This is a genomic window from Sphingomonas sp. SDUR79 (assembly GCF_056821745.1).
Window position 1 is genome coordinate 3,531,752 of sequence record NZ_JBPDIN010000001.1, and the last position, 22,286, is coordinate 3,554,037.

The 22,286-nt window shown below is 64.1% G+C and carries 21 protein-coding genes; 10 read left to right on the top strand and 11 right to left on the bottom strand.

Going from position 1 to position 22,286, the window contains the following annotated elements:
* Nucleotides 1–12: 12 nt before the first annotated feature.
* Together ACRYLO_RS17425 and ACRYLO_RS17430 are read right to left on the bottom strand one after the other, a co-directional pair.
* Nucleotides 13–1,011: a hypothetical protein gene (locus ACRYLO_RS17425; RefSeq protein ID WP_482661319.1), complete on the bottom strand. Its 999-nt coding sequence runs from the start codon at nucleotides 1,009–1,011 to the stop codon at nucleotides 13–15.
* Nucleotides 1,012–1,142: 131 nt separating this feature from the next.
* The gene (locus tag ACRYLO_RS17430) at nucleotides 1,143–2,450 is read right to left on the bottom strand and encodes an MBL fold metallo-hydrolase (RefSeq protein ID WP_482661320.1); all 1,308 of its coding nucleotides are present in this window, start codon (nucleotides 2,448–2,450) and stop codon (nucleotides 1,143–1,145) included.
* A 280-nt stretch (nucleotides 2,451–2,730) separates the two neighbouring features.
* Here ACRYLO_RS17430 and ACRYLO_RS17435 point away from each other — a divergent pair, with 280 nt between their 5' ends.
* Nucleotides 2,731–3,627, top strand: a complete 897-nt coding sequence (locus ACRYLO_RS17435) for a DNA-processing protein DprA (RefSeq protein WP_482661321.1) — start codon at nucleotides 2,731–2,733, stop codon at nucleotides 3,625–3,627.
* The gene (locus ACRYLO_RS17440; protein WP_482661322.1) at nucleotides 3,620–4,252 is read left to right on the top strand and encodes a hypothetical protein; all 633 of its coding nucleotides are present in this window, start codon (nucleotides 3,620–3,622) and stop codon (nucleotides 4,250–4,252) included. The genes ACRYLO_RS17435 and ACRYLO_RS17440 overlap by 8 nt, the downstream gene beginning before the upstream one ends.
* Nucleotides 4,253–4,479: 227 nt before the next feature.
* Here ACRYLO_RS17440 and ACRYLO_RS17445 read toward each other — a convergent pair whose 3' ends face one another.
* Nucleotides 4,480–4,944 carry a Ros/MucR family transcriptional regulator gene (locus tag ACRYLO_RS17445; RefSeq protein ID WP_482661323.1) on the bottom strand — a complete coding sequence of 155 codons (465 nt, stop codon included), beginning with the start codon at nucleotides 4,942–4,944 and terminating at the stop codon, nucleotides 4,480–4,482.
* A gap of 268 nt (nucleotides 4,945–5,212) precedes the next feature.
* Here ACRYLO_RS17445 and ACRYLO_RS17450 point away from each other — a divergent pair, with 268 nt between their 5' ends.
* The 3 genes from ACRYLO_RS17450 (at nucleotide 5,213) to ACRYLO_RS17460 (ending at nucleotide 6,821) form a co-directional block, all read left to right on the top strand.
* Nucleotides 5,213–5,896: a hypothetical protein gene (locus ACRYLO_RS17450; RefSeq protein ID WP_482661324.1), complete on the top strand. Its 684-nt coding sequence runs from the start codon at nucleotides 5,213–5,215 to the stop codon at nucleotides 5,894–5,896.
* A 31-nt stretch (nucleotides 5,897–5,927) separates the two neighbouring features.
* On the top strand, nucleotides 5,928–6,176 hold the full coding sequence (locus tag ACRYLO_RS17455; protein ID WP_482661325.1) for an excalibur calcium-binding domain-containing protein: 249 nt from the start codon (nucleotides 5,928–5,930) through the stop codon (nucleotides 6,174–6,176).
* Between the two features lie 264 nt (nucleotides 6,177–6,440).
* Nucleotides 6,441–6,821: a thermonuclease family protein gene (locus ACRYLO_RS17460; RefSeq protein ID WP_482661326.1), complete on the top strand. Its 381-nt coding sequence runs from the start codon at nucleotides 6,441–6,443 to the stop codon at nucleotides 6,819–6,821.
* A 154-nt stretch (nucleotides 6,822–6,975) separates the two neighbouring features.
* Here the strand turns inward: ACRYLO_RS17460 and ACRYLO_RS17465 are convergent, their stop codons facing one another.
* The gene (locus ACRYLO_RS17465; protein WP_482661327.1) at nucleotides 6,976–8,058 is read right to left on the bottom strand and encodes a tryptophan 7-halogenase; all 1,083 of its coding nucleotides are present in this window, start codon (nucleotides 8,056–8,058) and stop codon (nucleotides 6,976–6,978) included.
* Nucleotides 8,058–11,009, bottom strand: a complete 2,952-nt coding sequence (locus ACRYLO_RS17470; protein ID WP_482661328.1) for a LodA/GoxA family CTQ-dependent oxidase — start codon at nucleotides 11,007–11,009, stop codon at nucleotides 8,058–8,060. Before ACRYLO_RS17470 ends, ACRYLO_RS17465 begins: the two co-directional genes overlap by 1 nt.
* Nucleotides 11,010–11,214: 205 nt before the next feature.
* Here ACRYLO_RS17470 and ACRYLO_RS17475 point away from each other — a divergent pair, with 205 nt between their 5' ends.
* Nucleotides 11,215–11,853, top strand: a complete 639-nt coding sequence (locus ACRYLO_RS17475; RefSeq protein ID WP_482661329.1) for a helix-turn-helix domain-containing protein — start codon at nucleotides 11,215–11,217, stop codon at nucleotides 11,851–11,853.
* Nucleotides 11,846–13,054: a type II toxin-antitoxin system HipA family toxin gene (locus tag ACRYLO_RS17480; protein WP_482661330.1), complete on the top strand. Its 1,209-nt coding sequence runs from the start codon at nucleotides 11,846–11,848 to the stop codon at nucleotides 13,052–13,054. Before ACRYLO_RS17475 ends, ACRYLO_RS17480 begins: the two co-directional genes overlap by 8 nt.
* A gap of 367 nt (nucleotides 13,055–13,421) precedes the next feature.
* Here ACRYLO_RS17480 and ACRYLO_RS17485 read toward each other — a convergent pair whose 3' ends face one another.
* Genes ACRYLO_RS17485 through ACRYLO_RS17505 form a run of 5 tightly spaced genes read right to left on the bottom strand, consistent with a single transcriptional unit; the run spans nucleotide 13,422 to nucleotide 16,026 of the window.
* A complete protein-coding gene (locus ACRYLO_RS17485; RefSeq protein WP_482661331.1) occupies nucleotides 13,422–13,913 on the bottom strand; it encodes a MarR family transcriptional regulator in 492 nt (163 codons plus the stop codon).
* Nucleotides 13,910–14,413 carry a JAB domain-containing protein gene (locus ACRYLO_RS17490; RefSeq protein WP_482661332.1) on the bottom strand — a complete coding sequence of 168 codons (504 nt, stop codon included), beginning with the start codon at nucleotides 14,411–14,413 and terminating at the stop codon, nucleotides 13,910–13,912. The genes ACRYLO_RS17485 and ACRYLO_RS17490 overlap by 4 nt, the downstream gene beginning before the upstream one ends.
* A gap of 17 nt (nucleotides 14,414–14,430) precedes the next feature.
* The gene (locus tag ACRYLO_RS17495) at nucleotides 14,431–15,027 is read right to left on the bottom strand and encodes a hypothetical protein (protein WP_482661333.1); all 597 of its coding nucleotides are present in this window, start codon (nucleotides 15,025–15,027) and stop codon (nucleotides 14,431–14,433) included.
* A 31-nt stretch (nucleotides 15,028–15,058) separates the two neighbouring features.
* The gene (locus tag ACRYLO_RS17500; protein ID WP_482661334.1) at nucleotides 15,059–15,430 is read right to left on the bottom strand and encodes a hypothetical protein; all 372 of its coding nucleotides are present in this window, start codon (nucleotides 15,428–15,430) and stop codon (nucleotides 15,059–15,061) included.
* Between the two features lie 35 nt (nucleotides 15,431–15,465).
* Entirely contained in the window at nucleotides 15,466–16,026 is a 561-nt protein-coding gene (locus tag ACRYLO_RS17505; RefSeq protein ID WP_482661335.1) for a helix-turn-helix domain-containing protein, read from the bottom strand.
* Nucleotides 16,027–16,292: 266 nt separating this feature from the next.
* Between ACRYLO_RS17505 and ACRYLO_RS17510 the strand changes: the two genes are divergently transcribed.
* The 3 genes from ACRYLO_RS17510 (at nucleotide 16,293) to ACRYLO_RS17520 (ending at nucleotide 21,213) form a co-directional block, all read left to right on the top strand.
* On the top strand, nucleotides 16,293–16,844 hold the full coding sequence (locus ACRYLO_RS17510) for a hypothetical protein (protein WP_482661336.1): 552 nt from the start codon (nucleotides 16,293–16,295) through the stop codon (nucleotides 16,842–16,844).
* A gap of 206 nt (nucleotides 16,845–17,050) precedes the next feature.
* Nucleotides 17,051–18,163, top strand: a complete 1,113-nt coding sequence (locus ACRYLO_RS17515) for a CsgG/HfaB family protein (RefSeq protein ID WP_482661337.1) — start codon at nucleotides 17,051–17,053, stop codon at nucleotides 18,161–18,163.
* 146 nt (nucleotides 18,164–18,309) lie between these two features.
* Complete coding sequence (locus ACRYLO_RS17520; protein WP_482661338.1) at nucleotides 18,310–21,213, top strand: hypothetical protein; 2,904 nt, start codon at nucleotides 18,310–18,312, stop codon at nucleotides 21,211–21,213.
* Nucleotides 21,214–21,267: 54 nt separating this feature from the next.
* On the opposite strand, the gene ACRYLO_RS17525 is transcribed toward ACRYLO_RS17520, so the two are convergent.
* Nucleotides 21,268–22,206: a LysR family transcriptional regulator gene (locus ACRYLO_RS17525; protein WP_482661339.1), complete on the bottom strand. Its 939-nt coding sequence runs from the start codon at nucleotides 22,204–22,206 to the stop codon at nucleotides 21,268–21,270.
* Between the last annotated feature and the right edge of the window lie 80 nt (nucleotides 22,207–22,286).

The window sequence follows — 22,286 nt, forward strand, 5'->3', positions numbered from 1 at the left end:
CGGATTGGCCAGTCAGCCTCGCGGGCCCTTGCACGCGGCAAGAAACTCAGCAGCGAATTTGATCTTCGGTTTATCGCCAATGTCTCCGAACTGGTAAGTGTAGACCTCAACCTCCGCGTCATGGAGCGCCTGCGCCATGACCGCGCGAAGCGGCGGCGAGTCGGGCAGCAGCAGCGCGCGCTTTAGCCCAGGACGCAGTCCGATCAGCGACGGATACAGCATCAGCTGGCCGACGCCCTCGTAGCAATGCATGGCGAACGTCCCGGTTTTGATCTCCACGAGGAGATCGGCGGCCTCGAACAGACTATCGACGGCATAGCCATTGGCCGTGGGCTTGGTCAGCGCATCGCCCAGGCGCTTTCTGAGCGCTTCGAAGACGTAGCCTTGGAGCAAACGCACCGCCGCTTTGCCGCCCTTTCGCTCGACGACGATGACGCGCCCCTTCTCGTCCAGCCCGAGCGTGTAGGGTTTCGGTTCAGGCACGGTTACTTTGCCTCCGCCCGCCGCAGTGCGGGCGCGGATGCAGGCTAGCGTGAAGGCGTTGGTCTGATCGACGATCGCCTTTCGCGATTTAGAAAGGTCGGCGACGACGAACCACTGACGGTTCGAGCGATTGCCGCCCACATTCACGGCGACGGGCTGAAGGCCGGTGAGCGCGGCGAAGTCGGTTTTGATCAACCGGGAGACATTGTTGGGCTGGAGCCATCCTTCGCGCAGCAGAATCAGCGCGCCATCGTCTGACCGTCCGATCGTAGTCAGCTTCCCGCGATCACCTTTGCTAACATCGGGGCGGACTATCTTGACGGTGCCATCGTGCGTTTCGGTGTCGTGGCCGAGCATGACCTGGTCGTCGATCTTGCCAGCGGCCGCCTGGCCGTAATTGGTGAAGAACAGGCCCCCCTGGTTGAGGAGCCATCCCGTCCCTTCGTGACGACTCGCAGACAGCATAGCATCAACCCATCGGCGAAAGGCGGCGTCGCTCAGGGTCTGGTCGAAAAGAAGTTCGATCAAGTTCCACTCCGTTGCTCAGTCCAGCATTCCAGCGATGATGTCGAAGGCAACTGCTCTGACGATCCCGTGACGGCTTTGCCCGAAGCCTTAGCGGGCGCTCGGCTGGCCCCCCGCGCTTCGCCGTGCTCCTGCTATGGAGCAGTGGTGACCTGCAACCGCCCCGAGGCATCGCCGCGCACGGTGACGGTTCCGTCCCATCCGGTCGCATAGACGGCACGGTCCATTGCGAAGGGCGTAAAGTTCCTGGTGCCCGTGGCAATTTGGACCTGCCGGGATGGTCGCCTGCCACTCACCGCACCGTAGAGCAGATCGGTCGTCACCTTGCGCGGATGACCATAAGCCCAGGCAGTCCACTTTTGCTGTGTGGTCCAGGGCCCCATCGAGATGACCGCGATCTGCGGCGAGATCGCGGAGAGGAATGGCGCGGTCGTCCCGTTGGCGGCGCCATGATGGCTGACGAGCAGCACATCGGTGTCGAGCATCGCGGTGCCGGCGTAGCGTGCCAGCAGGTCGGCGATCCCGGCATTTTCAAGATCGCCCGGAAAGAGGAAGGAGCTTTCGCCATAGTCGACGCGAATGACGAGGCTGTGATTGTTGCCATTGTCCATGTCTTCATCGCCCCAGTCCGCCGGGCGAAACTCGGAACCGTCAGGAAGCTCGCGACCGCCGGCGAGGATGCGAACCTTGGGGTCGGTGCCGGCGCAGGCGAGCGGGTCGATCATCGCATCGGTCAGGCCCGCCTTGCCTGCGGCCTCGACATCGCCTTGCGAGACCGGGCGCAGTCCGATCGGCGGCGAGGCTTGCTGGGCATGGCTCAGCATCCATTTGGCATCGTGCCGGCCGGAGCCCCGGGCGATGCCGTTATAGACATAGCCGCCGACCTTGTAGCGCGACGCGACCTTGTCGAGGCTGGTATTGTGATCGATGTGCGTGTGGGTGATGAAGATGGATGCCAACCGACCGCCCAGATCGCTGCGGCGGGCGAAGAAGGCGTCCAGATAGGAGAGCAACCGGGCCTCGGCGGGGTCACCCCGTCCGCCTGCATCAATCAGGATCGCGCCGCAGGGAAATTCCAGCAGTGCTGAATTTCCCTGCTCGACATCGATATAGTGGACCGCGATCTGTCCCGCTGGAAGCAAGGCCTCGGCGGAACCTGCGGGAATGCGCCGCACATAGGTCTGGTAGACCCATCCTTCGCGGCCGTCGGGCAGGCGGACATGGTAATAGCCCGACCGACGGACTCCGTCGTCGAGCAGAACCAGTTCGGTACCGATCGCAGGATAATCGACCCTGGCGCTTCTGCGGTCGGGTTCGGTGCGTACGGTGACATGTCGGGTGACGACAAGATCCTGCGCCTGCGCAAGCGAGGGCATGGCCGCGGCGAACAGAAGCGCGACCAGGCACAAGGTACGGCGAATTCGACGAATCGTGGCGCGCATGACGGGTCTCCCAAGCCGGTACGCAGCACTCCGCGCGACCATCTTCCACTGACATGATCGCGTCAATGGCCGCGCTGGCGATCGGTCGGATTCGGTGCTGATTGCTTGTGGAACATAGAAAGAACATATATAAGGATCGCCGCTTGCTCCGCCTGGCCGGTCTAGCGGCGCGGCAGGTCGAGCAGCTTTGCGACGCTTGCGCAGTTCTGTAATGTGCGGCATCGGTTTGGCTGGATTGCTGCTGTGACGGGGTACACCTGCAGATGATCGGGCAGATCTCATGAACATGATGGCAAAGCTCGGCCCGGCCGGCGGTCCCGCGCTGGCGCCAATTTCTCCCCGGCGCGAGCTTGGGGCTTACGAAGCGCTCTGGCTGGAGCAGGGGGCAACCTTCAAAACCCTGGCGGACAAGTTCGCGAACGATCCGACCGCACTCCCCTCCGATTTCGTAGGAGCGCTGGCGGCTGACCAGTGTGCGAGCGAAACGCTGGCGCTGATGAAGGCGCGTGGCGTCGATCGTTTCGGGGTGCGCATCCATCACGCGGGCGATTACCCGCAGAAGCTGCGCGACGCGCGCCACCCAGTCGAGATGCTCTATTATCAGGGTGCCTGGGAACTGAGCGAGACCCGATCAATTGCGGTCGTCGGAAGCCGCAAGGCGAGCGAAGATGGGGTTCGCCGCGCGCGCCGCCTGGCGCGTGAGCTTGTCGAGCGCAAGTTTACCGTCGTTTCGGGCCTTGCTGAAGGGATCGACATCGCGGCGCACAGGAGTGCCGTGCACGCCGGTGGCCGTACGATCGCAGTGATCGGCACCCCGCTCGGCCTCTATTATCCCAAGGCGCACCGCGAAATGCAGGACCTGATCGCGGCCGAGCATCTGCTGATCTCGCAGGTGCCGGTGCTGCGCTACGATCGCCAGCGGGTACCCCAGAACAAGCTGTTCTTCCCCGAGCGCAATGTAACGATGAGCGCACTGACAGAGGGGACGGTCATCGTCGAAGCCGGCGAAACGTCGGGGACGCTGACCCAGGCGCGCGCGGCGCTTCATCAGGGTCGAAAGCTGTTCATTCTTGACTCCTGCTTTGAGCGCAAAGACATCACCTGGCCCGCGCGTTTCGAGACGCAGGGTGCGATCCGTATCAAGTCGACCGACGATATCTGGACTGCTCTTGGCTGAGCTGATCCGGCTGACGGAGATCGATGCTGACAATATCGATCTTCATGCCCGCCTGACCCTGGCGGACAAGTGCATGTTTCTGTTCGAATATACGTCGGGGCAGGGCTATAGCTTTAGCGCCACCAACAGCCTGATCAGCAATCTCAAAAAGAAGCCCGGCCAGCCCAACCAGAAATACAAGAACCAAGCGATTGCGCAGTGCGCCGGGTACTTCGCGACGGCGTTGCGCGCAGACTGGCTGGACATTGCAACACTGGTGCCGGTGCCGCCGTCAAAAGCGGCCGATCATCCCGATTATGACAACCGCATGGAGCGCATCTGCCGGGGCATCCGTGCCGACCTCGATGTCCGGACTATAGTCCGCCAGAAACGCTCAACCCCGGCTGCGCATGAAGTGGCAGCCGGCGAACGCCCCTCGGTCGAGGATTTGCTGGCGGTCTATGAAATCGATGAAGCGCAGGCCCAGGCAGCGCCCAGGGTCATCGGCATCTTCGACGACGTGCTCACCGCAGGAACACATTATCGCGCTATGCAGTTCATGCTGAGCGAACGCTTCCCCGGGGTTCCGATCTTCGGGATCTTCATTGCCCGGCGGGTGTTCGCGACCGCTGATTTCGACGAATAGCCCGATGCTCCGGGTCCAACCGCATGCCCGAGGATAACGTCACGTGCCAGGTTGCATCCATCGCATCGAGCAACCACGGAATTTGCTGACTCTGCCGAGGTTGATAAGCCGGAAAGGTTGGCCCCGTTAATTCAAAGCACCAGGCCGCGACGAGGCTCCGCTCGACGCGCTGAAGCACTCTGCCACAAGCCGGCCGGCCGCGTTGCAACCAACATACTTCACCTGGATCAGGCAGACTTCGGTGCCCGCTTCTTAGCCGCGCGGCCCTTGTTGCCGAGACCGATCTTTTTCGCCATCGCGCGCCGCGCATCCGAATAGCTCTCTGCGACCATCGGGTAATCGGGCTTGAGATTATAACGCGCACGATACTCTTCGGGCGTCAGGCCATGGGTCGACAGATGCCGCCGCAGCATCTTGTAGGGCTTGCCGTCGATCATCGAAATGATGTGATCCTTCGACGCCAGCGACTTGCGAGCGGTCACGGCTGGCACGAACTCTTGCGCTGGTTCGGCGTCAACCTGGGAGTCATTCGCCACGGAAGTTGCGCCGGACAGTCCGGTCAGCGTCGCATGCATGGTGCGCAAAAATGCCGGGACTTCATCCGCCTGCACGCGGTTATTCTGGTTGCCGAGCCACGCGATCGTCAGTTCGGTTGCAAGCTCCACAGGGTTCATATTCGTGTCGTCGGACATGGCACTTCCCTTTCAAGCCGCGCAGCTGAGGTCTCAATTTACATCCATATTGGATGTATTAAGATTGTCGAGGGGGTAATCCGCACCGCTTGTGCATCGAGAAGCTGCTGCAGTGTTGAGGCCGGTTCTGACCCACAGCGCTGTTGGGAGCGGCGTAATACTGACTATTGCGATCGGTAGTTGCGCCCCTCAAATCTAATTGACGATTAACTTTACTGCCGACAGCGTGCGGAAATAGCGGCGACTCGCCGTTGGAGGGGGTAAATCAATGAAACATCGCGTAATTGCAGCGCTGAGCTGCGCGCTATTGGCAACTGGTGCCAATGCCCAAACTCAGCCGGTTGCGACGACGACCAGCCCTGCGCCTGTTGCTGTAACACCTGCGCCCATGCCGCAGCAGGTTGTTCCAATGATTGCTCCGGCTGAAACGCCCAGCGTCCTGCGGGCTGGTACCAAAGTGCCGCTCAAGATGGCTGAGGCGTTGACGACGAAGGGCAAGAACTTGCGCGTCGGCCAACGCTTCCAGCTTGAAGTCGCGGAAGACATTCGGCTGGGTGAGTATGTCGTGATCCCCGCTGGCACTCCCGCGATTGGCGAGATTACCGAAGTGCGAAACAAGGGAATGTGGGGCAAGTCCGGCCGGATCGGCGCGCAACTCGTGTCGCTTCGCGTGAATGGTCGCCAGATACGCCTGACCGGCAGCTTCGACGACAAGGGCGTCACCGGCACGGCGGGCGTGGTTGCGGCTATTGCATTCGTGCCGATCGCCGGTTTCTTCACGACAGGAACAAGCGCAAACCTCCCACTTGGTGGTGCCGTGACTGGCTTCCTCGACGAGGATGTGCCTGTCGTCTTTGGGGCAGCTCCAGCGCCCGCCCCCGTGGTCGTTGCGGTGCCCGCCGCGCCAGCGCCCGCGCAGCCAGTTCCAGCTGCGCCTCCGAAGGCCCAATGACATGATTGTGCTCGCCACCATTGCCTTGACGATGGCGAGCGCACCGCACTCGGGCGGCACCGATGCAAATGGCTGCCATCGGGACCGCAAGACCGGGACGCGGCATTGCCACACCAGCAAGTCGGCCGCGCCTGCTCCGGCGCGTCGCCTGACTGGTGGGTCTGCATATTATCCGAACAGCGCCGCCGCCCGGGCAGCGGGTGCAGCCCCGGTGCATGCAGGCGATCCGGGCTATAGCCGCAAGCTGGACCGGGACGGCGACGGGGTGGGATGCGAATGAAGGGGACGGCACATGAACCGCAGGCTTTGGTTGGGGGCCATGATCGCACTGGCGGTCGCTGGCATCCCCGACGACGCAGCGGCCAAGGGTAAGAAGCGGTCGTCAGGCAAGCGGCGCTCCGCGCGTCGCGGTTCGAGCGCGAGCGGCACGCGGGGGACCACCGAGAGCGGCGATTGTCCATGCAATGGCGGACGTGTTTGCGTAGGACCGCGTGGAGGGCGCTATTGCATCACGCGTGGCGGGAACAAGCGTTACGGGGTCTAGGTGTTTTATCTGCTTCTCTCCGCTGCACTGGCTGCCGCTGGAACATGTCAGGCAGTCGATGGCGACACGCTTAGATGCAACGGTGAGCGGATCCGCCTGCTGGGGATCGACGCGCCCGAGAAAGGAAAATGCCGAGCAGGCCGCAAATGCGCTCCGGGCGATCCGAAGGCATCTCAGCGCAGCCTCGAGGCGGCGCTGACCGGCAAGCTCCACATCCAGCGTGTCGGCACCGATCGCTATGGGCGGACCCTGGCAGTGGTTCGGGGGGCGAAGGGTGACCTGTCATGCTGGCAGCTCAGGCAGCGCCAGGCGATCTACCGGCGCGACTGGGACAATGGTCTGAGGGTCTTCAAAGCCTGCCCGGCTTCGGCGGTGTTCTGAGGCTGGCGCGGCGGATCAGCAGAGTCCGCCGCAGTGCTTTGCGCCTCTTCCTGGAATTGGCGAACGGACGCGGCGATGTCGCCGAAAGCCATTGCACCTTGGCCGTGAGGGGCAGATTCAGGTCCGGCCGGAGGCACCCGGTGGCCTGCCGCGGTTATGCCGCCTGATCCTGCAGACAACGACGCCTCCAGAACGGGCTCTGAGGCCAGCGACCCTCCATACCATAATAGAACCTGTGGTGACCGAGATAGGCCTGCCAGATGCGGCCCATCCGCTTCGCATAATCCACCGTAGCGCGCTCGTTGCCGGCGAGCAGCGCCAGCGTGGCCTCACCCGCCTCGAGACCTGTTGCGAGCGCGTTGAACAGCCCCTGGGAGGAGAGCGGATCGAACGCCATGGCAGCGTCACCCGCCGCAAGCCAGCCATCCCCGGCGGCGCTCCGGGCAATGGTGTTGGCGGCGCAGACCTGCTGCATTACCGCCTGCGACGGGGCAACCTGTCCGATCGCTGCGGCCAGATGTGGAACGCGCAGTGCTGCCGCCAGCACCCCGTTGCGCAGCATCATGCGCAGTATCCTGCTGTCCGTATCGCAATGGAACGCGATCACCCGTCCGCCGCCGGGCACCATCGCCGTGTACCACCAGCCGTTATGGACTGCGTGGGTGTAGGTTACCGGATCATAGGGCAGGTCTGTCGGCAGCCGCGCATAGATGCAGGCGAGCTGATCGGTGACCAGCTTGAACTGGCCGAATTTGGCGAGCAGCCGCGATCGCCGCCCGCTTGCATCGATCAGTCGTCTGGCGACCACCGTCTCTCCATTATCGAGCGACAGATACCAGCGATTATACGCCCGCACGGCGCCGCTCACGCCTGTGTGCACGAAGACCGCCCCGCGATCGGCTGCGTCGGCGCGAAGGTCGGCTTCGAACCTCGCACGGTCCAGTTGCCATCCGGGCCCGTCGGGGTCGCGCATGGGGTCGAGCTCGACGGCATTATTCGAACCCCAGCGACTGATCTTCAAGAGAGCCTGACCATGTTCGGCCGCGACGAAGCGCGGCCAGGCGCCGATTGACTTGAGGAGCCGGTGCGCGGCGCCCGGCAGGCTTTCACCGATCCGCCACTCCGGCACGGCGACCCGGTCGATCAGTGCCACCGACGCGGCAGGCGCAACGACGCAGGCCGCGCTCGCGCCCGCTGCGCCTGCGCCGATGATCGCAACATCGACTACGATGGGCATCAGCGCCGCTGCGGCGGCAGGCCGTTGGGGAAGCGATTGACCAGCGCGATCCCTGAGAGATCGACCTCGGTCGCCGAACGTTCTCCGCGACGGGCCACGGGGCCGGGCGCTGCGGCCGGAGCCATCCGCAGCATCTGCGTCGCGCGCTTGGCCGGTTCGCTCAGCTGTTCCTCTTCAGGCGTGATCAGGCGCGCATAATCCTCGACTTCGATAAGGGCGGGGAAGTCGGCGTCGCCGGGTCCCTCGCGCACCTCGACCACGCCGAGGAAATCGAAATGGTGGATCATGTTGTTGATCTGATGGGTATAGCCATCGGCCCCCAACGGCTCGATCCATGCCTCGCGATTGGCAAAGGCCTTGCGCCGTTCGGACAGCGGTCGGCTCTTGTCCATCACGATGTCGTAATTCTCCCTGGTCAGCACCTCGTTCGGCACGCGCGCTGGCCAGAAAGACGGGACATAGGGGTCATAGCTTGGCGTGTAACCCGAACGACAGCTGCTCGTGTCGGTCTGCCACGGCACCGCCATCCAGCGCGTGATGCCGCCAGCCTGCTGGCCATAGAGTGGGCCGTTGGGAATGGTGACATCGTCCGGGGTGAGCACCTCGCTCGGCCGAGGTGCGATCCAGCCCTGCGGCGCATGGCGGAACCGGAAGGGCGCCATATACATGGTCGTACTGCGCACCGGCCATGTCATCTCGCAGCCGGGGTGGAAGGCGTCGGCAAGGCAGAATTCGAGCGCGGCGCGGGTGAGCATGTCGCCCTGCTCGGCGAGCGGTACCGCCTCGATGCTGGCTGGCGGCACTGCCGCAGGATCATAATCCGCGTCGAAATTGCCCTCGGACCATTGCCACAGTATCGCCATCTGGCAATCGCTCAGTACCGAATTCTGGCGCGGGCTGGCGACCGGCGGGATGTTCATCGCATCGCCATAGAGCCAGGGCCATGGCACCGGCGAATTGGCGTCGGTCTCGAAATTCCGGAAGTTGTTGTAGATGACCCGGCGCTGCTCGCGATAGGCGGGGCTCGTGCTGCCGAGCCGCGCGATCGCGGCTGGGCTCGTCAGGTCGAACACACCCTCCCAGCCGAACCCGGCGGCAAAGCCGGCATTGACCCATTGCAGCCCCTGCATCCGCTCGAAAATCGGGAGGATGTCGCGGGTGAAGGAGGGGCGGGTAGGGGCGGCGAGCTTGCCCGCCTTGATCGCCACGTCGCGCATCAGGTCCCACATGGTCCGCACCGACTTGCGCTGCGGGCCGTAATTGGGCGGGGCGACCACCACCCAGGCCGGGATTACCTGGATTTCCTCGCCATTCAGCACGACCTTGGCGGTGACGGGGCCATCCGACACATCGTCATACCAGCCTTCGTTGTTGGCAAAGGTGATCGCGGCGCTGCCATCGATGCTTGCCGATACACCCTTGCCGCCAAGCACGGTGAGGCGCTGCTCGGCATCGGTCATGGCTTCGCCCAGATAGACGGGGGTATCGACGAAGCGGCCCTCGAACTTCTTCGCCCGCGCCCTCGCACCCTTGAGCACCTGCGGCTTTGCCTCGATTGCGAGCGACGTGCGGTCGGCGACACCCGGATTGCGCAGCGTGGTCGGCGGCGCATAATTGGCTTCGGGAATGTCGAGCGCGAGCTGGAACCCGTACCAGGCGGCCTTTTGATTGGCGAGCTTGACGGTCCACTCGATCTTGGCGCCGGGTTCCTTGCCGGTCAGCTCGCGCACGATTTCGCCGCGCGCGTTGATGCCATAGATGCGGAAGCGTGCGGCCTGGCGCTTGAGGCGCTTGTCCTTGTCGCGATAGCTGCCCGGCGGAAGGGGCGGTGGATCGGTCACTTCCGGGCCGTAGAAGTATTCGTCGCTGCTTCCGACCCGGGCAATGCCGATCGCCGGGTGGATCACCGCCTGGACAATGCAATCGTCGCGTTCGAGCGGGTCTGCTTCGACCGCTCGGGGCTCGTCCGGGTCGCTGGTAAGTTGGCCATTGGCACGCTGGCGCATCGCGGCGCCGGCGGCATAGGCGCTGCGGCGCACCACGGCGATCGAGGACTGGTCGCTCGGGCGGTTGGCCGGCGGCACGCGCCAGATGTTGAACGAGAGGTTCTGGCCATAGTCGGCCTGTCCCGGCGCATCGATCCGCTGGCGCGGAATAACGAGGGTGGCAATCGGAACGAACCGGCTCTCGGCTTCCGGCCACACGATATTGGCCGCGTCGAGCGGCATGGTCGCGGGATTGGTGCGCCGCTGTACCTCAAGCGTGAAGCGGTAGTCGCGCTCGGCAAGCCGGTTGGTCAGGTCGGTCCTGAGATAATCATTCGCGTCATCTGGCACATCCTCGGCGGCAGTTTCGGGCACGAGGCGATACTTCACCAGCTCGTCGCCGAGATGGAAGGGCAGGATCGCCCAATAGGTGTTCGTGAGGCAGGAGCCGCGCGGCGCGTTCATCGCGTTCAGCACCGCGTTGATGTCGGGGTGCTTGGCGAGATAGGAATCATAGTCCTTCTGGACAACGCCAGCATAGGTGAACTCGACCATCGTCCTGGCGGTGTCGAGAAAGAAGCGGTCGATATTCTGCATGATGAGATCGGCGGTCTCGCCGGTCTCACCCAGGGCGTTCTCGCCCGGCACGCCGAACAGCTTGATGCCGATCCCGCACATGCTGCCAAGGTCGGGGTCGGTCGGCCCGGTATCGCTTGAGAAGCGCATCCATGCCGTCAGCCGCTCATGCGCGAAGATGCCGACACGCCAGTCTTCCGGGACATCGGCGTGCCGCTCGAGCCAGCCATGGGCGACGCCGTGGAGCTTGCGGAACACCGCGCGCTGCGCGGGCGGCGGATTGAGCCGCGTGTCGCGCGCCTGGCCGATATCGACGAACATTTCCTTGAGCCGCGCAGCGGCGTCGGCCGGATCGTCGAAGCATTTCGGGATCGGCAGTTCCTTTTCCATCATCCTCTCCCCAGCAGCGTAGCAAGGCGGGGAGGGTGACCCGATATACTGTCGTCAACAAGCGACAACCGGTCCGATCTGACACCTTCTTAATGTCTATATGTAAAACTACATCGGAAACGGCAATTGATATACAATGCTACGTCAACTCCTTGACGAAGGGCGGCATGTGATATATCAAAGCACATGAATCCGATTAAGTGATATGCAAAACATCATCAATCATGCGATCCTTGAAGAGATCGGGCACAAGCTGCTCGACGCGCGCACGCGCAAGGGCCTCAGCCAGCGCGCTCTGGCCGAGCGCACCGGGGTGCCGCAGGCGCATATTTCAAAGATCGAGCAGGGACGCGTTGATATCCGCTTGTCCAGTCTGGTCGAACTGGCACGCGCGCTCGACCTCGACGTCCAGCTGCTGCCGCGTCAAGCGTTGTCGGCGGTCGAAGGGGCCGTGCGCGCGGTCGAAAGCGAAACTGAATACAGCGCGCAAAGCAGGGCGCTGGCGACGCTCGCGCGGCAGGAGCGAGCGCTGGAGCACATCCAAACGAACCATCCAGATCTGAGTGCGGTGCAAAAACTGCTGCCCACGATCAGGGAATTGAAGCTGTATCCTTATGATGCCGAGCGGCTGAAGGCGTTGGAACGCGCCATTGCGCCTGCGGAGCAGGCGAGGCTGAAGCTCGCCACAGCCGGACTCGACAACACCAAACTCGGACAACTATTCGAGCGCGCGAGCCGGAACCTGCGGATCTTGCGCAACGCGCATGCCCATGGGCTATCGACTGTCGCACCGCCTTCGGCGGTCCCCGCCTATCGTCTGGATGACGGGGACGATGATGACTGAGACGCGCGCGCTCGACATCCACCTGGCCAACCGCAAGGTCGGTACCCTCGTCGCGATCGAGGGCGATCGGACGATCTTCAGCTTCGCCGAGGATTATGTGGCCGACGCGCAGCGGCCGACACTGAGCCTGGGCTATCGCGATACATATGGAGCGCTGATCAACGAACCGCGCGCGCATCGCGTCCGGCTCGAGCCGTTCTTCTCCAACCTGCTGCCGGAAGGTGCGCTCAAGGATTATCTGGCGCGCCAGGTTGGCGTGAAGGCGGTGCGCGAGTTCCAGCTTCTTGCGGCGCTGGGTGGTGACCTGCCGGGTGCCGTACGGGCGGTCCCGAGCGAGGTGGCGCCCACCAATGTGGCGCAGGTATCCGAGGTGGCAGCGGCTATCCCCGAGCGCTTCCGCTTTTCGCTCGCCGGGGTGCAGCTCAAATTCTCCGCACTCAAGAATCAGGGCAAGAAGGGCGGACTGACGATCGCCGTCAGCGGCGATGGCGGCGAGTGGATCGTCAAACTCCCCTCGACCAATTTCGCCAGCGTCCCCGAGAATGAATATTCGATCATGACGCTTGCCCGTTTGGTCGGTATCGACGTCCCGGAAATCGAACTTCTCCCGCTCCACCAGATCGAGGGCCTGCCCGAAGGCATCGATCAGCTCGGCGAAAGCGCATTTGCCATCCGACGCTTTGATCGCTCGCCCGAAGGCAGGATCCATATCGAGGATTTCGCGCAGGTGTTCAGCGTCTATCCCGACGATAAATATGGCAAGGCCAGCTATCGCAACATCCTTGAGGTTCTCGCGGACGCAACCGACGAGCAGAGCGTCGATCAGTTCATCCGCCGGCTGACCTTCAGCGTGCTGATCGGCAATGGCGACATGCACCTCAAGAACTGGTCGCTCATCTACCCTGATGGCAGGCGCCCGATTCTGTCGCCGGCCTATGATCTCCTTTCGACCATCGCGTATTTGCCGGGCGAGCAGGCAGCCCTCAAGTTCCGCCGGTCGAAAGAATGGAGCGACTTCAACGAGGAGACGCTGGTCCGTCTTGCCGACAAGGCACGGATTGCAGCAACACCGGTGCTCAAGGCCGCACGCGAGACAATCGAGCGGTTCGATGCCGTCTGGACGAGCGAGAAAGCGCACCTGCCGATGCCTTCCAGATTGGTCTGTGTGATCGGGAAGCACCGTCGCGGGCTGGTCATCTGAACGCCCCCAGCCATGGTGTGAGCCGAAGCACGAGCCAGGCGCGTTTTACATAGCTGGGCGCTGAGTGGTTTTACTTTGGCTTGATTGATCGGGAATCATCCTGAAGATCACTCTTCGACCGCACGCATCGTGGGACGGAAGCCTTGTCGATGCGCGCTCGATGAAGGTCGTGCAATTCATGCTGCAGAGCGTGTAAGCCGACGGGGCGACAGGAGCAAAAATTGATCGAGGACCAAACAGAGTCCGCTGACGGCGTCGTGCAACATCTGCGCGCTGCCTTGCGCTGTGCCGACGAAGCGGGGATGTCGCTCGTGGCTTGCCATATCGATCACGCGCTTGCCTTGGCGCTTGAGACGAAAGCGGCCGGTCATCCGGCTCGGCCGGTCACAACCTCTGTGATGTAGACATACATGGCAGCCCGCGTTTCGTCCGAAAGCCGCAGATTGATCCGCCTTCGATCCGACGGGTGCGGTTCTCGCAGGATTGCCCCCTGCTCCTCCAGCACGCCAAGCCATCGCAGACCGGTCGTAGACGGCACATTTGCTGCGATGCATGCACACGATACCGAGACTTCGCGGCCTTCGCGCTCGGAAATGAACAGATCCAGCAGGATGTCCCAGGCTGGTTCCTCAAACATGCCGGACAACGCCTGGAAATACTGGCTCCGGCGGCGGCGGGCGGTATAGAGCGCCTTCGCCGCCTCGGTGATCGCTCTTTCTGCCGGCTCGGCCAGGCTGACGACGCCGGTATGGGCCAGCGCCTCCTCCCGGATCGCCTCGACCAGCGAGCGCAGCCGCCGCCAAACCTCGGACTGTTGCTCGCTGCCGAGTGCTCCATTCGAGTGGCTGTGGGTCGTCATTGGATCAGCCCCTCTGCACGCAGGCTCAGGCACCGGTCGTCTGCAACGATCAGATGATCTTGAAGACAAATGCCCAATGGGGCGGACGCGTCGGCGAGGGCACGGGTGAACCGCCGGTCCTGCTCGCTCGCCGACATTTGCCCGCCAGGGTGGTTATGGACCACGAGGAGCGCGGCGGCATTCAGTTCAAGCGCGCGCTTCAGGATCAGGCGTGGTTCGGCCCAGATTCCGGACGGGGTGCCATCGGCGACGACCTCGTCCGTGATGAGCCGATTCCCGCTGTCGAGATAGAGCGCGCGGAGCCGCTCGGTTCTCCTGTCGCCCATCGTCGCGATGAGATAGCGCCGCAGATCGTCGCCGCTCGCCGTTATCGGCGCATCCAGCAGGCGGTTGCGCAGACTGTGCTCCAACAGGCGCTGATGGGCCGCGATGACGCCCGCGACGGAAGGCGATGTGGCCTTGGCGATTGCGGGTGGCGTCGCGGTCAGGACACCAGACAAAGAGCCGAACTTCTCAATCAGCGTTTGGCTGGCGGTGCCCCGTTCGGCGCAGGCGGAGAGAAGCTGCTCCAGGACTTCCGCGTCGCGCCGCCTGCGATCAGCCGTTGATGATGTCGGGTGGCAAACACGAGCAGAACCACCATCCCGTAGCTCCACATCGCCTTCATCACGGCATAGACCACGGGATGAATGGAAAGCTCCATTTCCCGGGTCAGGTGCGCGCCAAGCGCGAGCATCTGAAGTCCTGCCAACCATATCGGCCAAAACCTGTTTGCGCGAAGGGCGACGAGCGTGAACGCTCCAAACCTTGCGACATCGATGATGAGGTGCGTCGGATCGACGCTCACAAACCGGACGTTCAGAGCCAGGTGAAGGATCGGATCGGCGACGACCGTTGCAAGGATCGTCGCGCCGATGATCCTCTCTGGCCCGCCACCGCACCGGATTGCATACAGGCAACCACCGACCGCCAGCGCCAGGAAGAACGAGCTTCGCGAAACGCCGAGAATGAACGGCGCGAGCCCAAGCCTGTCCAGCTGTTCGAGGTTGCTCGCAGTGTAGAACGCGGCGGCCAGAACGAAGGTGGCGAAGCCGGCAAGGATCGAAGGTCGCATGACCCCAGTTCGACCGGCTCCGCCATTCCAGTCAACCCTGCGCGCTTGCGATCGTCAGATGGCGGCGAGGACGCCTGTGCTCGGAAGCGTCCAGCGACGCCTTCCTCGTGCCTTCCTGCGTGAACGGGTGGAGATCGTCGCTGGCGAGCGTTTTATATTGCTGGTGAAGCCGACCATGCGCGCGAAGGACGTTCCCGTTCGAGTCCACCGCCTGGGACAGCGCCTTCCGCAGCAGCAGAATGGTGGGTTGCGCTTCGGATGGACACACCCCCGCTTCGCGACGCTTGCTGACCGTCCCGGCGATCAAATCGGCGATGGCAGCGATTGCGGTTTCGTTCGCCTCCTCGGCCTTGCGAAGGAGGGGCGAAACTTCCGCAGCGATCTCATGGATAAATTCGGACATGCAGCACTCCCCCGCAGTGCGCGAGGGCACCGCAGCTATCTGTTGGCCTGTTGGTGGGGGGCAAGGTTCCGATTTGCCCAGTCACTGGCTGCCATGCCCGCCGCGAGGAGGGTGAAGGCTATCGCCAGCGTGAGGAAGGCTGCCGCTGGAATCAGCGCCAGACGCATCCTCGGGCCTATCGTTCCTGGATCCCACCAGTCTCTCTGCCGGGGTCCTTCCTTGCTTGCCCAATCTGGCGGGGTGTAAGCGGCAATTGCCTCCGCTACTCCTGCTTCCTCGGGTTCGCTCGATTGATCCGACGGCTCGATGGATGCAGCGGGCAGGCTCCAGCCCGCAACGGGTTGCGCTTCATATACGAACCGTTCGTATGGCCCGGGGACGTGCTGCATGACCCAGCGTGCCGCTTCCATCCGGCTCGATACGCCCAGCTGCTGCATTGCCCGCTCAATGAGCGCATCAACAGCGTAACTGGTTACTCCCCTTCGAAGGCCAATCTCCTTGGAAGTGAGATTACACTGAACAAGGCGCAGAACAGCGATCTGCTTGGGTGAGAGCAGCGGCTTTGCACCGGAAGATGTTGATGACGCGGTCAGCATGTTCCCCGCCCGTTAACTAGTCGAATCGGGACGAGACTGCGAGTCCATTTGGTCGAGGAGTCGGGGCTTTGGCTGCGGTGGGAGCGATTCGGACGAACGACCTGCTCACGCGCAAGACCCCGACAAGGCGAGATTCGAACCTCGCCAATCCGCGCCAATATTTCGCTATGCTTTGCTGAGCGCACAAAGCTGTTGCGGCACCAGAATTTCCGCTTCTCTTGCTTCTCCCAACGCCGGGCACCCGCCACGGCGACGGGAGCTGGCAGATGGAAGATTGTACAGGTTTCACGAGCCGACGGGCGCTTCGCCTCGGCGTGATCGTCCCCGCGCTGGTCATCGGCATAGCTGCGCCAACGGCGCGCGCGCAGGACGTGAGCGAGAACCGCAACTGGCAGTTTGCAACGCCCCAGGACCTGGCGGCACGGACGGCGGCGCTCGACCTGATGATGAAGCGCCGCGCCGGTGTTTATGCTGCGCCGGTCTACAATACGACCATCGATCGCCAGTATAATTGCTCGGTTGGTGCGAGCGCGACCGGCAATAGCGGGACGCAGAGCGCCGTTGCAAACTCACCGACAGTCACCGGCACCAGCGCGCATGCGACCGGCAATGATTCGGCCAGCGACGTCGGCGGGGATGCCGCCGTTGGCGTCGAGCAGCACAATGGCGGGGCGGTCGGCGCTGCGGCCGCCGGTAGCACCGCCGCGTCGGTGAGCGGGTCGGCTTTTCAGGCACTCAACTCCGAGCAGCGCAACGCCGGCGTTCAAAGCGCCCGGGTCGAAGGCAGCACCGCATGCGGCTTCGGAGCGCTCAACTGATGCGCCGCGTCCCTGGTCGCTCGCCCGTTTTGCGGGGCTGCGCACTGGTGGCGATTGGCCTGAGCCTCGCGGGCTGCGTCCGCGTTCAGGGCGTCAGGCTCGCGCCGGGCGAGGTGCCAACGCTCATGGGGGCGCCGGTTCGCGACAACCGGACACCGATGGATCCAGCCTTCGCCTGCTTTGCAACATCCCTTGCAACGCTCGGGGTGCGCAAGCCAGTCATCGCGGTCGGCGAGGTGCGCGACTATACCGGCAAATACTCGGTCAACGAGGGCACGGCGATCACCCAGGGCGGGGCGCTCATGGTGGCCTCCGGGCTTGGCAAGCTCGGCGGCGCGATCGTCATGGCCGAGCGGTTCGATCCGAACATCGCCGAGCGCGAACTTGGCTATGTCGATCGCCGCCAGCTCGGTGACGGGCAGGTTCATGTCGTGGGAGGCGAGACAGGCACCAAGGTCGCCTGGCTACCTTATTATGGCGGCACGATTGCGGCCTCGGATTATTACATCGTCGGCGGGATCACCGAGCTCAACTATAATATCCGGTCCGGTGGCGGAGAACTCCGCGTCGGCCAGATCGGTCCCAAGGCACGCACCTACACCCAGTCGGTCGGGATTGACCTGCGGATCGTCGATACCCGCTCGCTGCTCGTCATCCATGCCCTGAGCCTCACCAAACAGTTTTCGGGCTATGAGGTGGGTTTCAACAGCTTCCGCTTCTTCGGATCCGAGCTGTTCGACATCAACCTTGGCGCCAAGGCGCAGGAGCCGCTCCAGCTCGGCATCCGGACCGCGCTCGAAGAGGCAACGCTCCGGCTGGTAGGGGCCGTGACCGGGCGCGATCCCACGCCCTGCCTGTCCGCCCAGTCCTGGCGCGCACCGTTGCCTGCCGCACAGGCGCATTCGCCCGCAAGATCGGCTGCGGCGATTGTGGCAGGCCCGACCGTCAACACGCGCTTCGCGCCATCAGCTCAGCAGATCACGGTCCGGTTCGAGGCAGAATCGGCGAGGTTCGCATCCACATCCGGTGAGCTCGGTGCCCGGATCGCTGCGGCCCGGAAACTGGGGGCGGTCGAGCTCCTCCTGACCGCAGGGGACACCGAGCCCGCCGACCCGGCGCGACGCCATGCGCTCGCCGATCTTCGGATCGCAGCGGTCGTATCGCTTCTGCAAGCAAGCGGGATCGTCGCAGAGAGCATTCGGCTGATCTGGCGACCTGGCCCAACCGACACGCAAATCCATCGCGAGGGCCCCGGCGATCAGCGCATCGCGCGCCTTCGCGTCGGTGCCTCAGCCTTCCTCCCAACCGAAAGGAGGTGATCGCGTCCACCGCTCCGCCTGACTGTTTCCTCTCATCACAGGACGATTCCATGCCCCAGTCATATTATCTGAACCGTGTCCGGCATCAGCTCCGCGCCCGCGCCTGCGGGCTTCTGGTCGGGGTCAGCATGCTTCCTTGCGCCGCATTGGCCCAGACACTGGACATCGAAGCCGATGGCGAGCGCATCATCGCCACCAGCCAGGCCCAGGCGCATTCGCACATCACCAGCGTCGCCCAGCCCGTGCCGTCTCTTACGATCGAGACGCTGTTCAATGCGCAAGTGCGCCTCGCGGCCAATGTGGCGCAGGCCAGAGCGGGTGCCAACGCGCTCGAGACGCGCGTCGAAGACGACCGTGTCGACCGCATGTCGCGCAGTGCCGGCGCGGAGACCCGCGGCGAGGCGTTGCACGCCGATGGGGCCATCGGGTCGGCGGCCGCGCAGGCGATGCGGGGCACCCTCGTCTTCGCACACGCTGCGCAATCGGCACCGGCCGCCACCATTGGGTCTGCCGATCACAGCGCGCTTGCCATCTCGGACACTGTTCAGCGCGCCGACGGGCGCGGCAATGATCATCTCGCCTCGGTCGTCATGGCCGGTTCGGGTGGATTGATCGCCAATGTGCAGGACCAGGACGCCGCAAGCGGCGTACGCGGCATGCTGTCGGGTCCGGTGCTGCTGAGCGCCGATCGCGTGGCGCAGAGTGATGTTGTGGTCACCGCCAATGTCCAGCAGGCATCGGCGATCGTCAACCGCGCCACCCTTGGTCTTGCCGCGTCGAGCCCGGGAGACGCCACGGTGCGGGTCGCCGCTCCGGGTACGCAGGCCGATGGTCTCGGGATCAGCCTGCGTGCGGGCGACGCGATCCTGTCGCGCCAGCGGGCGTCCGGCCTGTCGATCGCGATGACGGGGCAGCCGGGATCCTCGGCGGGAACCCGGCTGCGGTTCAGCGCGCTCGATGAAAGCCGCGTCGCGATCGCGGCCAATCGCCGTTCAGCGCTGAGCGCGGGGAACGACCTGCGCGCTGAGATCGCGATCGACGCGCTCTCGGGGCCGTCCTCTGGCGACTCGGCCGCTGTTCTGATCGATCAGCAGTTTGACGGCCAGGCCTATGCGACCGTGACCGGAGCGGACTACGCCCAGGTCTCTGGTCTTGCCGAACGCACGTCGATGTCGGTCTTGGAAAATGAAATTGTCTCCCGCGCGTCCGGCAATGTCGCCGAGGCCCGGTTGCGGATCGACGGTGCGACGATCGCCGCTGCGTCCGAAGCCGGCCAGCCGCCCGCAGCAGTGATGGTCGGACATGACGGAACGCGCACCACCAGCGCGCCCTATGCGATCCATGTCGATCAGCGGGCAGGCAATGCGAACATCGTCGCCCGGGTCAACGAAGGCGCTGCGATCGCCCGGTTCGAAGACGGGCTGGACGCTTCGCACGTCACGCTGTCCAACAATCTGCAAACTGCCGATGCGGTGGCAAATGCGTCGGTGGGGCGCCTGGAGATCGAAGCGGCCCGGTTCGCGCGTAGCGCCGGGCTGCTCAGTGTCCAGGGCAGCGATGCGGACCTGCTCGCGACCAACGGCTCGGTGGTGGCGCCCGCCGGTGCGACGATCGCGACGGGTCCCTGGATCCGCGACGCGCAATTGCGCATCGCTGGCAACACCATCCTCTCGGCGGCGACCGGCAATCGGGCCGACAATCTGCTCGCGCTCGATGTTGGCTCGGCGGACGATGAACGCGGACATGTGCGCGGAGCAGCAGGTGCGCTGGAGCTGGGCGATGGCACCTCGGCGACGCTGGCGCTGACCGCAGCGCAGCGCTCGGGAAGTCCGTCGCTGCGGCCGCTCGTACAAAGCGACGCGGTCGGACGCTTTGCTGTCACCGGCGAGGGGGTGCTCAAGCGCGATACGCTGCGGATTGTCGATAACATGCAGCAATCGAGCGCCATTGCGAACAGTGGTGCCAATGTACTGATCCTCGATGCCGCCGATCCCGGCGATACCCGAACCGCGCTCGCCGCGTCGCAATATGGCAACGCAACCGTCCTCGCCAATTCGACGATGCGCGCGGTTGCGCCAGGCATGGCCGTGGACTCCTCGGTCGAGATCGCAGGAAACAGCAATCGCGCGATTGCGATCGTGAACGAGGTCGATAACCGGCTTGATGTTAGCGGACGCTTCTCCGGTCACTCCGCGCCCGCATCGGTTGCAAGCGCCGCATCCGGCGCGTCGGCAATGGGCGATCATGTGCTCGCGAGCACCCAGCATTCGGCAGGCACCGTCAGCGCCCGGGCGGTGACCACGCTGGCCGGCTCATCTTCGGGCAATTCCACCCACCCGGACCTTACGCGCGGCGTGCTGGCCATTCGGGACAATCAAACGTTGGCGCAGGCGGCCGGCAACCGCGCGCTCAACGCCGCAGCGATCGATGCCGGCGCGTCGGGCGGGCTTGCGTCAACTCAGGTGAATGTCGCGACCATCGGCGCATATGCGACCGCGCGCACGCTGATCGAGCAGCCTGAGTTTGGCGGCGGGCTGGCCGATGCGTCGGTGCGGATCGAGGGCAATGGCGGCGCGGCACTCGCGCAAGGCAATTATGCCGACAACCGGTTGACGATTTCCGGAGCAGGTCATGTCGGGGTGGAGGCACTGGCTGGGGTCCCCGCAGTTCCGGCGCACGCGACGTCAAAGGCGCTTGTGAGCGATCAGACCAATCATGGATCCGTCGCCGCGCTGGCTTCGGTCTCCGGCGTCCAGGTCCCGCTCAACCGGATCGATGCGGCGTCCGTGACGCTCAGCGGCAATCGTCTCTCGGCAACCGCCTTTGGCAATGGCGTCGCGAATGAGGTCGCGCTTCCCGGCGCGGCGGGCGGGGTCTCCCTCGTCACCCGGCAGACCAATCATGCGCCGATTGTCGCTCAGGTCGCAGGCGGCTTCGGAGACGTCGCCATGGATGCTGTCCGAAATGCGACGATCATGATCGGCGCCAACCAGGTGATCGCGACCGCGACAGGCAATGCCGCGACCAATTTGGTGACCGGGTTGCGCTAGTTCCGGAGCGGGTCGGCTCCCGCCCCCTGGGCCACCCGTTACGGGGGAGGGTCGTCACGTTTCCCCTCGCGTGGCGGCCCTTCCATGGATCTCCGGAGCGGCGCTTTCGATGCAGCCGTAGCGCTGCTCGATCAGCGAGAGGAACCGGGCGAGCGCGGGGTTCCGGTTCGTATCATGCCAAAGTATCGTCTGGTCGATGCGGGTCGCGCCAAAGGCATCATGCACCTCCCGAAGTCGGGTCGCGGCAAATGATGGGAGCGCGCCAGCGGTCACGGACACATGCGCGTCGTCGACGAAACTTGGCAGATTGTCGCGGCTGACCGCCTGGACGGTGATACTGGGCCTCGTGCCGGGACCGGTCATCCGCGCAGCGATCATCGCCGCGATCAGGCTTCCTGGATCGGCCTGTGTCACCAGAAAGGCGAGGCCCCGCAGATCGGTCCAGTATAGCCTTTCAATCTGCGCCAGCCGGTGCCCGCTCGGCAGTCCGACCATCAGCGGTTCGCTCCACAAGGTCAGCGACCGAAGCGCGGGCGATGCGCTGTCCCCCGCAATGATCGCGATATCGATCCGATCGTGATCGAGCGCGCCGAGGAGCATCTCGCGGCCGCCTTCGAGCGCCTCCAGTTTGACCTCCGGAAACGTGGCACGATAGCTGTCGAGAATGGCGCGCAGATCGCCCCCGGCAAGCGAGGCGTGAAAGCCGATCCGCAAGGTTCCGTGATGTCCAGCGGCCAGCGCATGCGCCTCGCACGACAGGCGTTCGAGATCGTCCACGATGGATCGGGCCTGCGCGAGAAAGTGGAGACCGCTCTTGGTCGGGGCAACGCCCTGGGTCGATCGCGTAAAGATCGACAGGCCGAGGCGCTGCTCGAGATAGCTGATCCGTTTGCTCAGCGTCGACTGCTTGACGCGGAACAAGTCGGCGGCCTGACTGAAGCTGCCAGTCTCCGCGGCCGCCAGCGCATAGCGCAGCAGGTGGACCTCGATCATGGCGCATCCCTGTCCGTCTTGCCCCGGTGTGGCGGCGCGCGCCTGTCACTCTGGGAGGCGATGCGGTTCCCCGCAACTAC

Excerpts from the sequence above, each read along its gene's own strand:
- ACRYLO_RS17510 (WP_482661336.1), top strand. The coding sequence starts at position 16,293 with ATGGAAGATTGTACAGGTTTCACGAGCCGACGGGCGCTTCGCCTCGGC.
- ACRYLO_RS17465 (WP_482661327.1), bottom strand. The coding sequence starts at position 8,058 with ATGCCCATCGTAGTCGATGTTGCGATCATCGGCGCAGGCGCAGCGGGC.
- ACRYLO_RS17505 (WP_482661335.1), bottom strand. The coding sequence starts at position 16,026 with ATGCTGACCGCGTCATCAACATCTTCCGGTGCAAAGCCGCTGCTCTCA.
- ACRYLO_RS17455 (WP_482661325.1), top strand. The coding sequence starts at position 5,928 with ATGGCGAGCGCACCGCACTCGGGCGGCACCGATGCAAATGGCTGCCAT.
- ACRYLO_RS17445 (WP_482661323.1), bottom strand. The coding sequence starts at position 4,944 with ATGTCCGACGACACGAATATGAACCCTGTGGAGCTTGCAACCGAACTG.
- ACRYLO_RS17480 (WP_482661330.1), top strand. The coding sequence starts at position 11,846 with ATGACTGAGACGCGCGCGCTCGACATCCACCTGGCCAACCGCAAGGTC.
- ACRYLO_RS17495 (WP_482661333.1), bottom strand. The coding sequence starts at position 15,027 with ATGCGACCTTCGATCCTTGCCGGCTTCGCCACCTTCGTTCTGGCCGCC.
- ACRYLO_RS17430 (WP_482661320.1), bottom strand. The coding sequence starts at position 2,450 with ATGCGCGCCACGATTCGTCGAATTCGCCGTACCTTGTGCCTGGTCGCG.
- ACRYLO_RS17470 (WP_482661328.1), bottom strand. The coding sequence starts at position 11,009 with ATGGAAAAGGAACTGCCGATCCCGAAATGCTTCGACGATCCGGCCGAC.
- ACRYLO_RS17475 (WP_482661329.1), top strand. The coding sequence starts at position 11,215 with ATGCAAAACATCATCAATCATGCGATCCTTGAAGAGATCGGGCACAAG.
- ACRYLO_RS17500 (WP_482661334.1), bottom strand. The coding sequence starts at position 15,430 with ATGTCCGAATTTATCCATGAGATCGCTGCGGAAGTTTCGCCCCTCCTT.
- ACRYLO_RS17485 (WP_482661331.1), bottom strand. The coding sequence starts at position 13,913 with ATGACGACCCACAGCCACTCGAATGGAGCACTCGGCAGCGAGCAACAG.
- ACRYLO_RS17435 (WP_482661321.1), top strand. The coding sequence starts at position 2,731 with ATGAACATGATGGCAAAGCTCGGCCCGGCCGGCGGTCCCGCGCTGGCG.
- ACRYLO_RS17525 (WP_482661339.1), bottom strand. The coding sequence starts at position 22,206 with ATGATCGAGGTCCACCTGCTGCGCTATGCGCTGGCGGCCGCGGAGACT.
- ACRYLO_RS17450 (WP_482661324.1), top strand. The coding sequence starts at position 5,213 with ATGAAACATCGCGTAATTGCAGCGCTGAGCTGCGCGCTATTGGCAACT.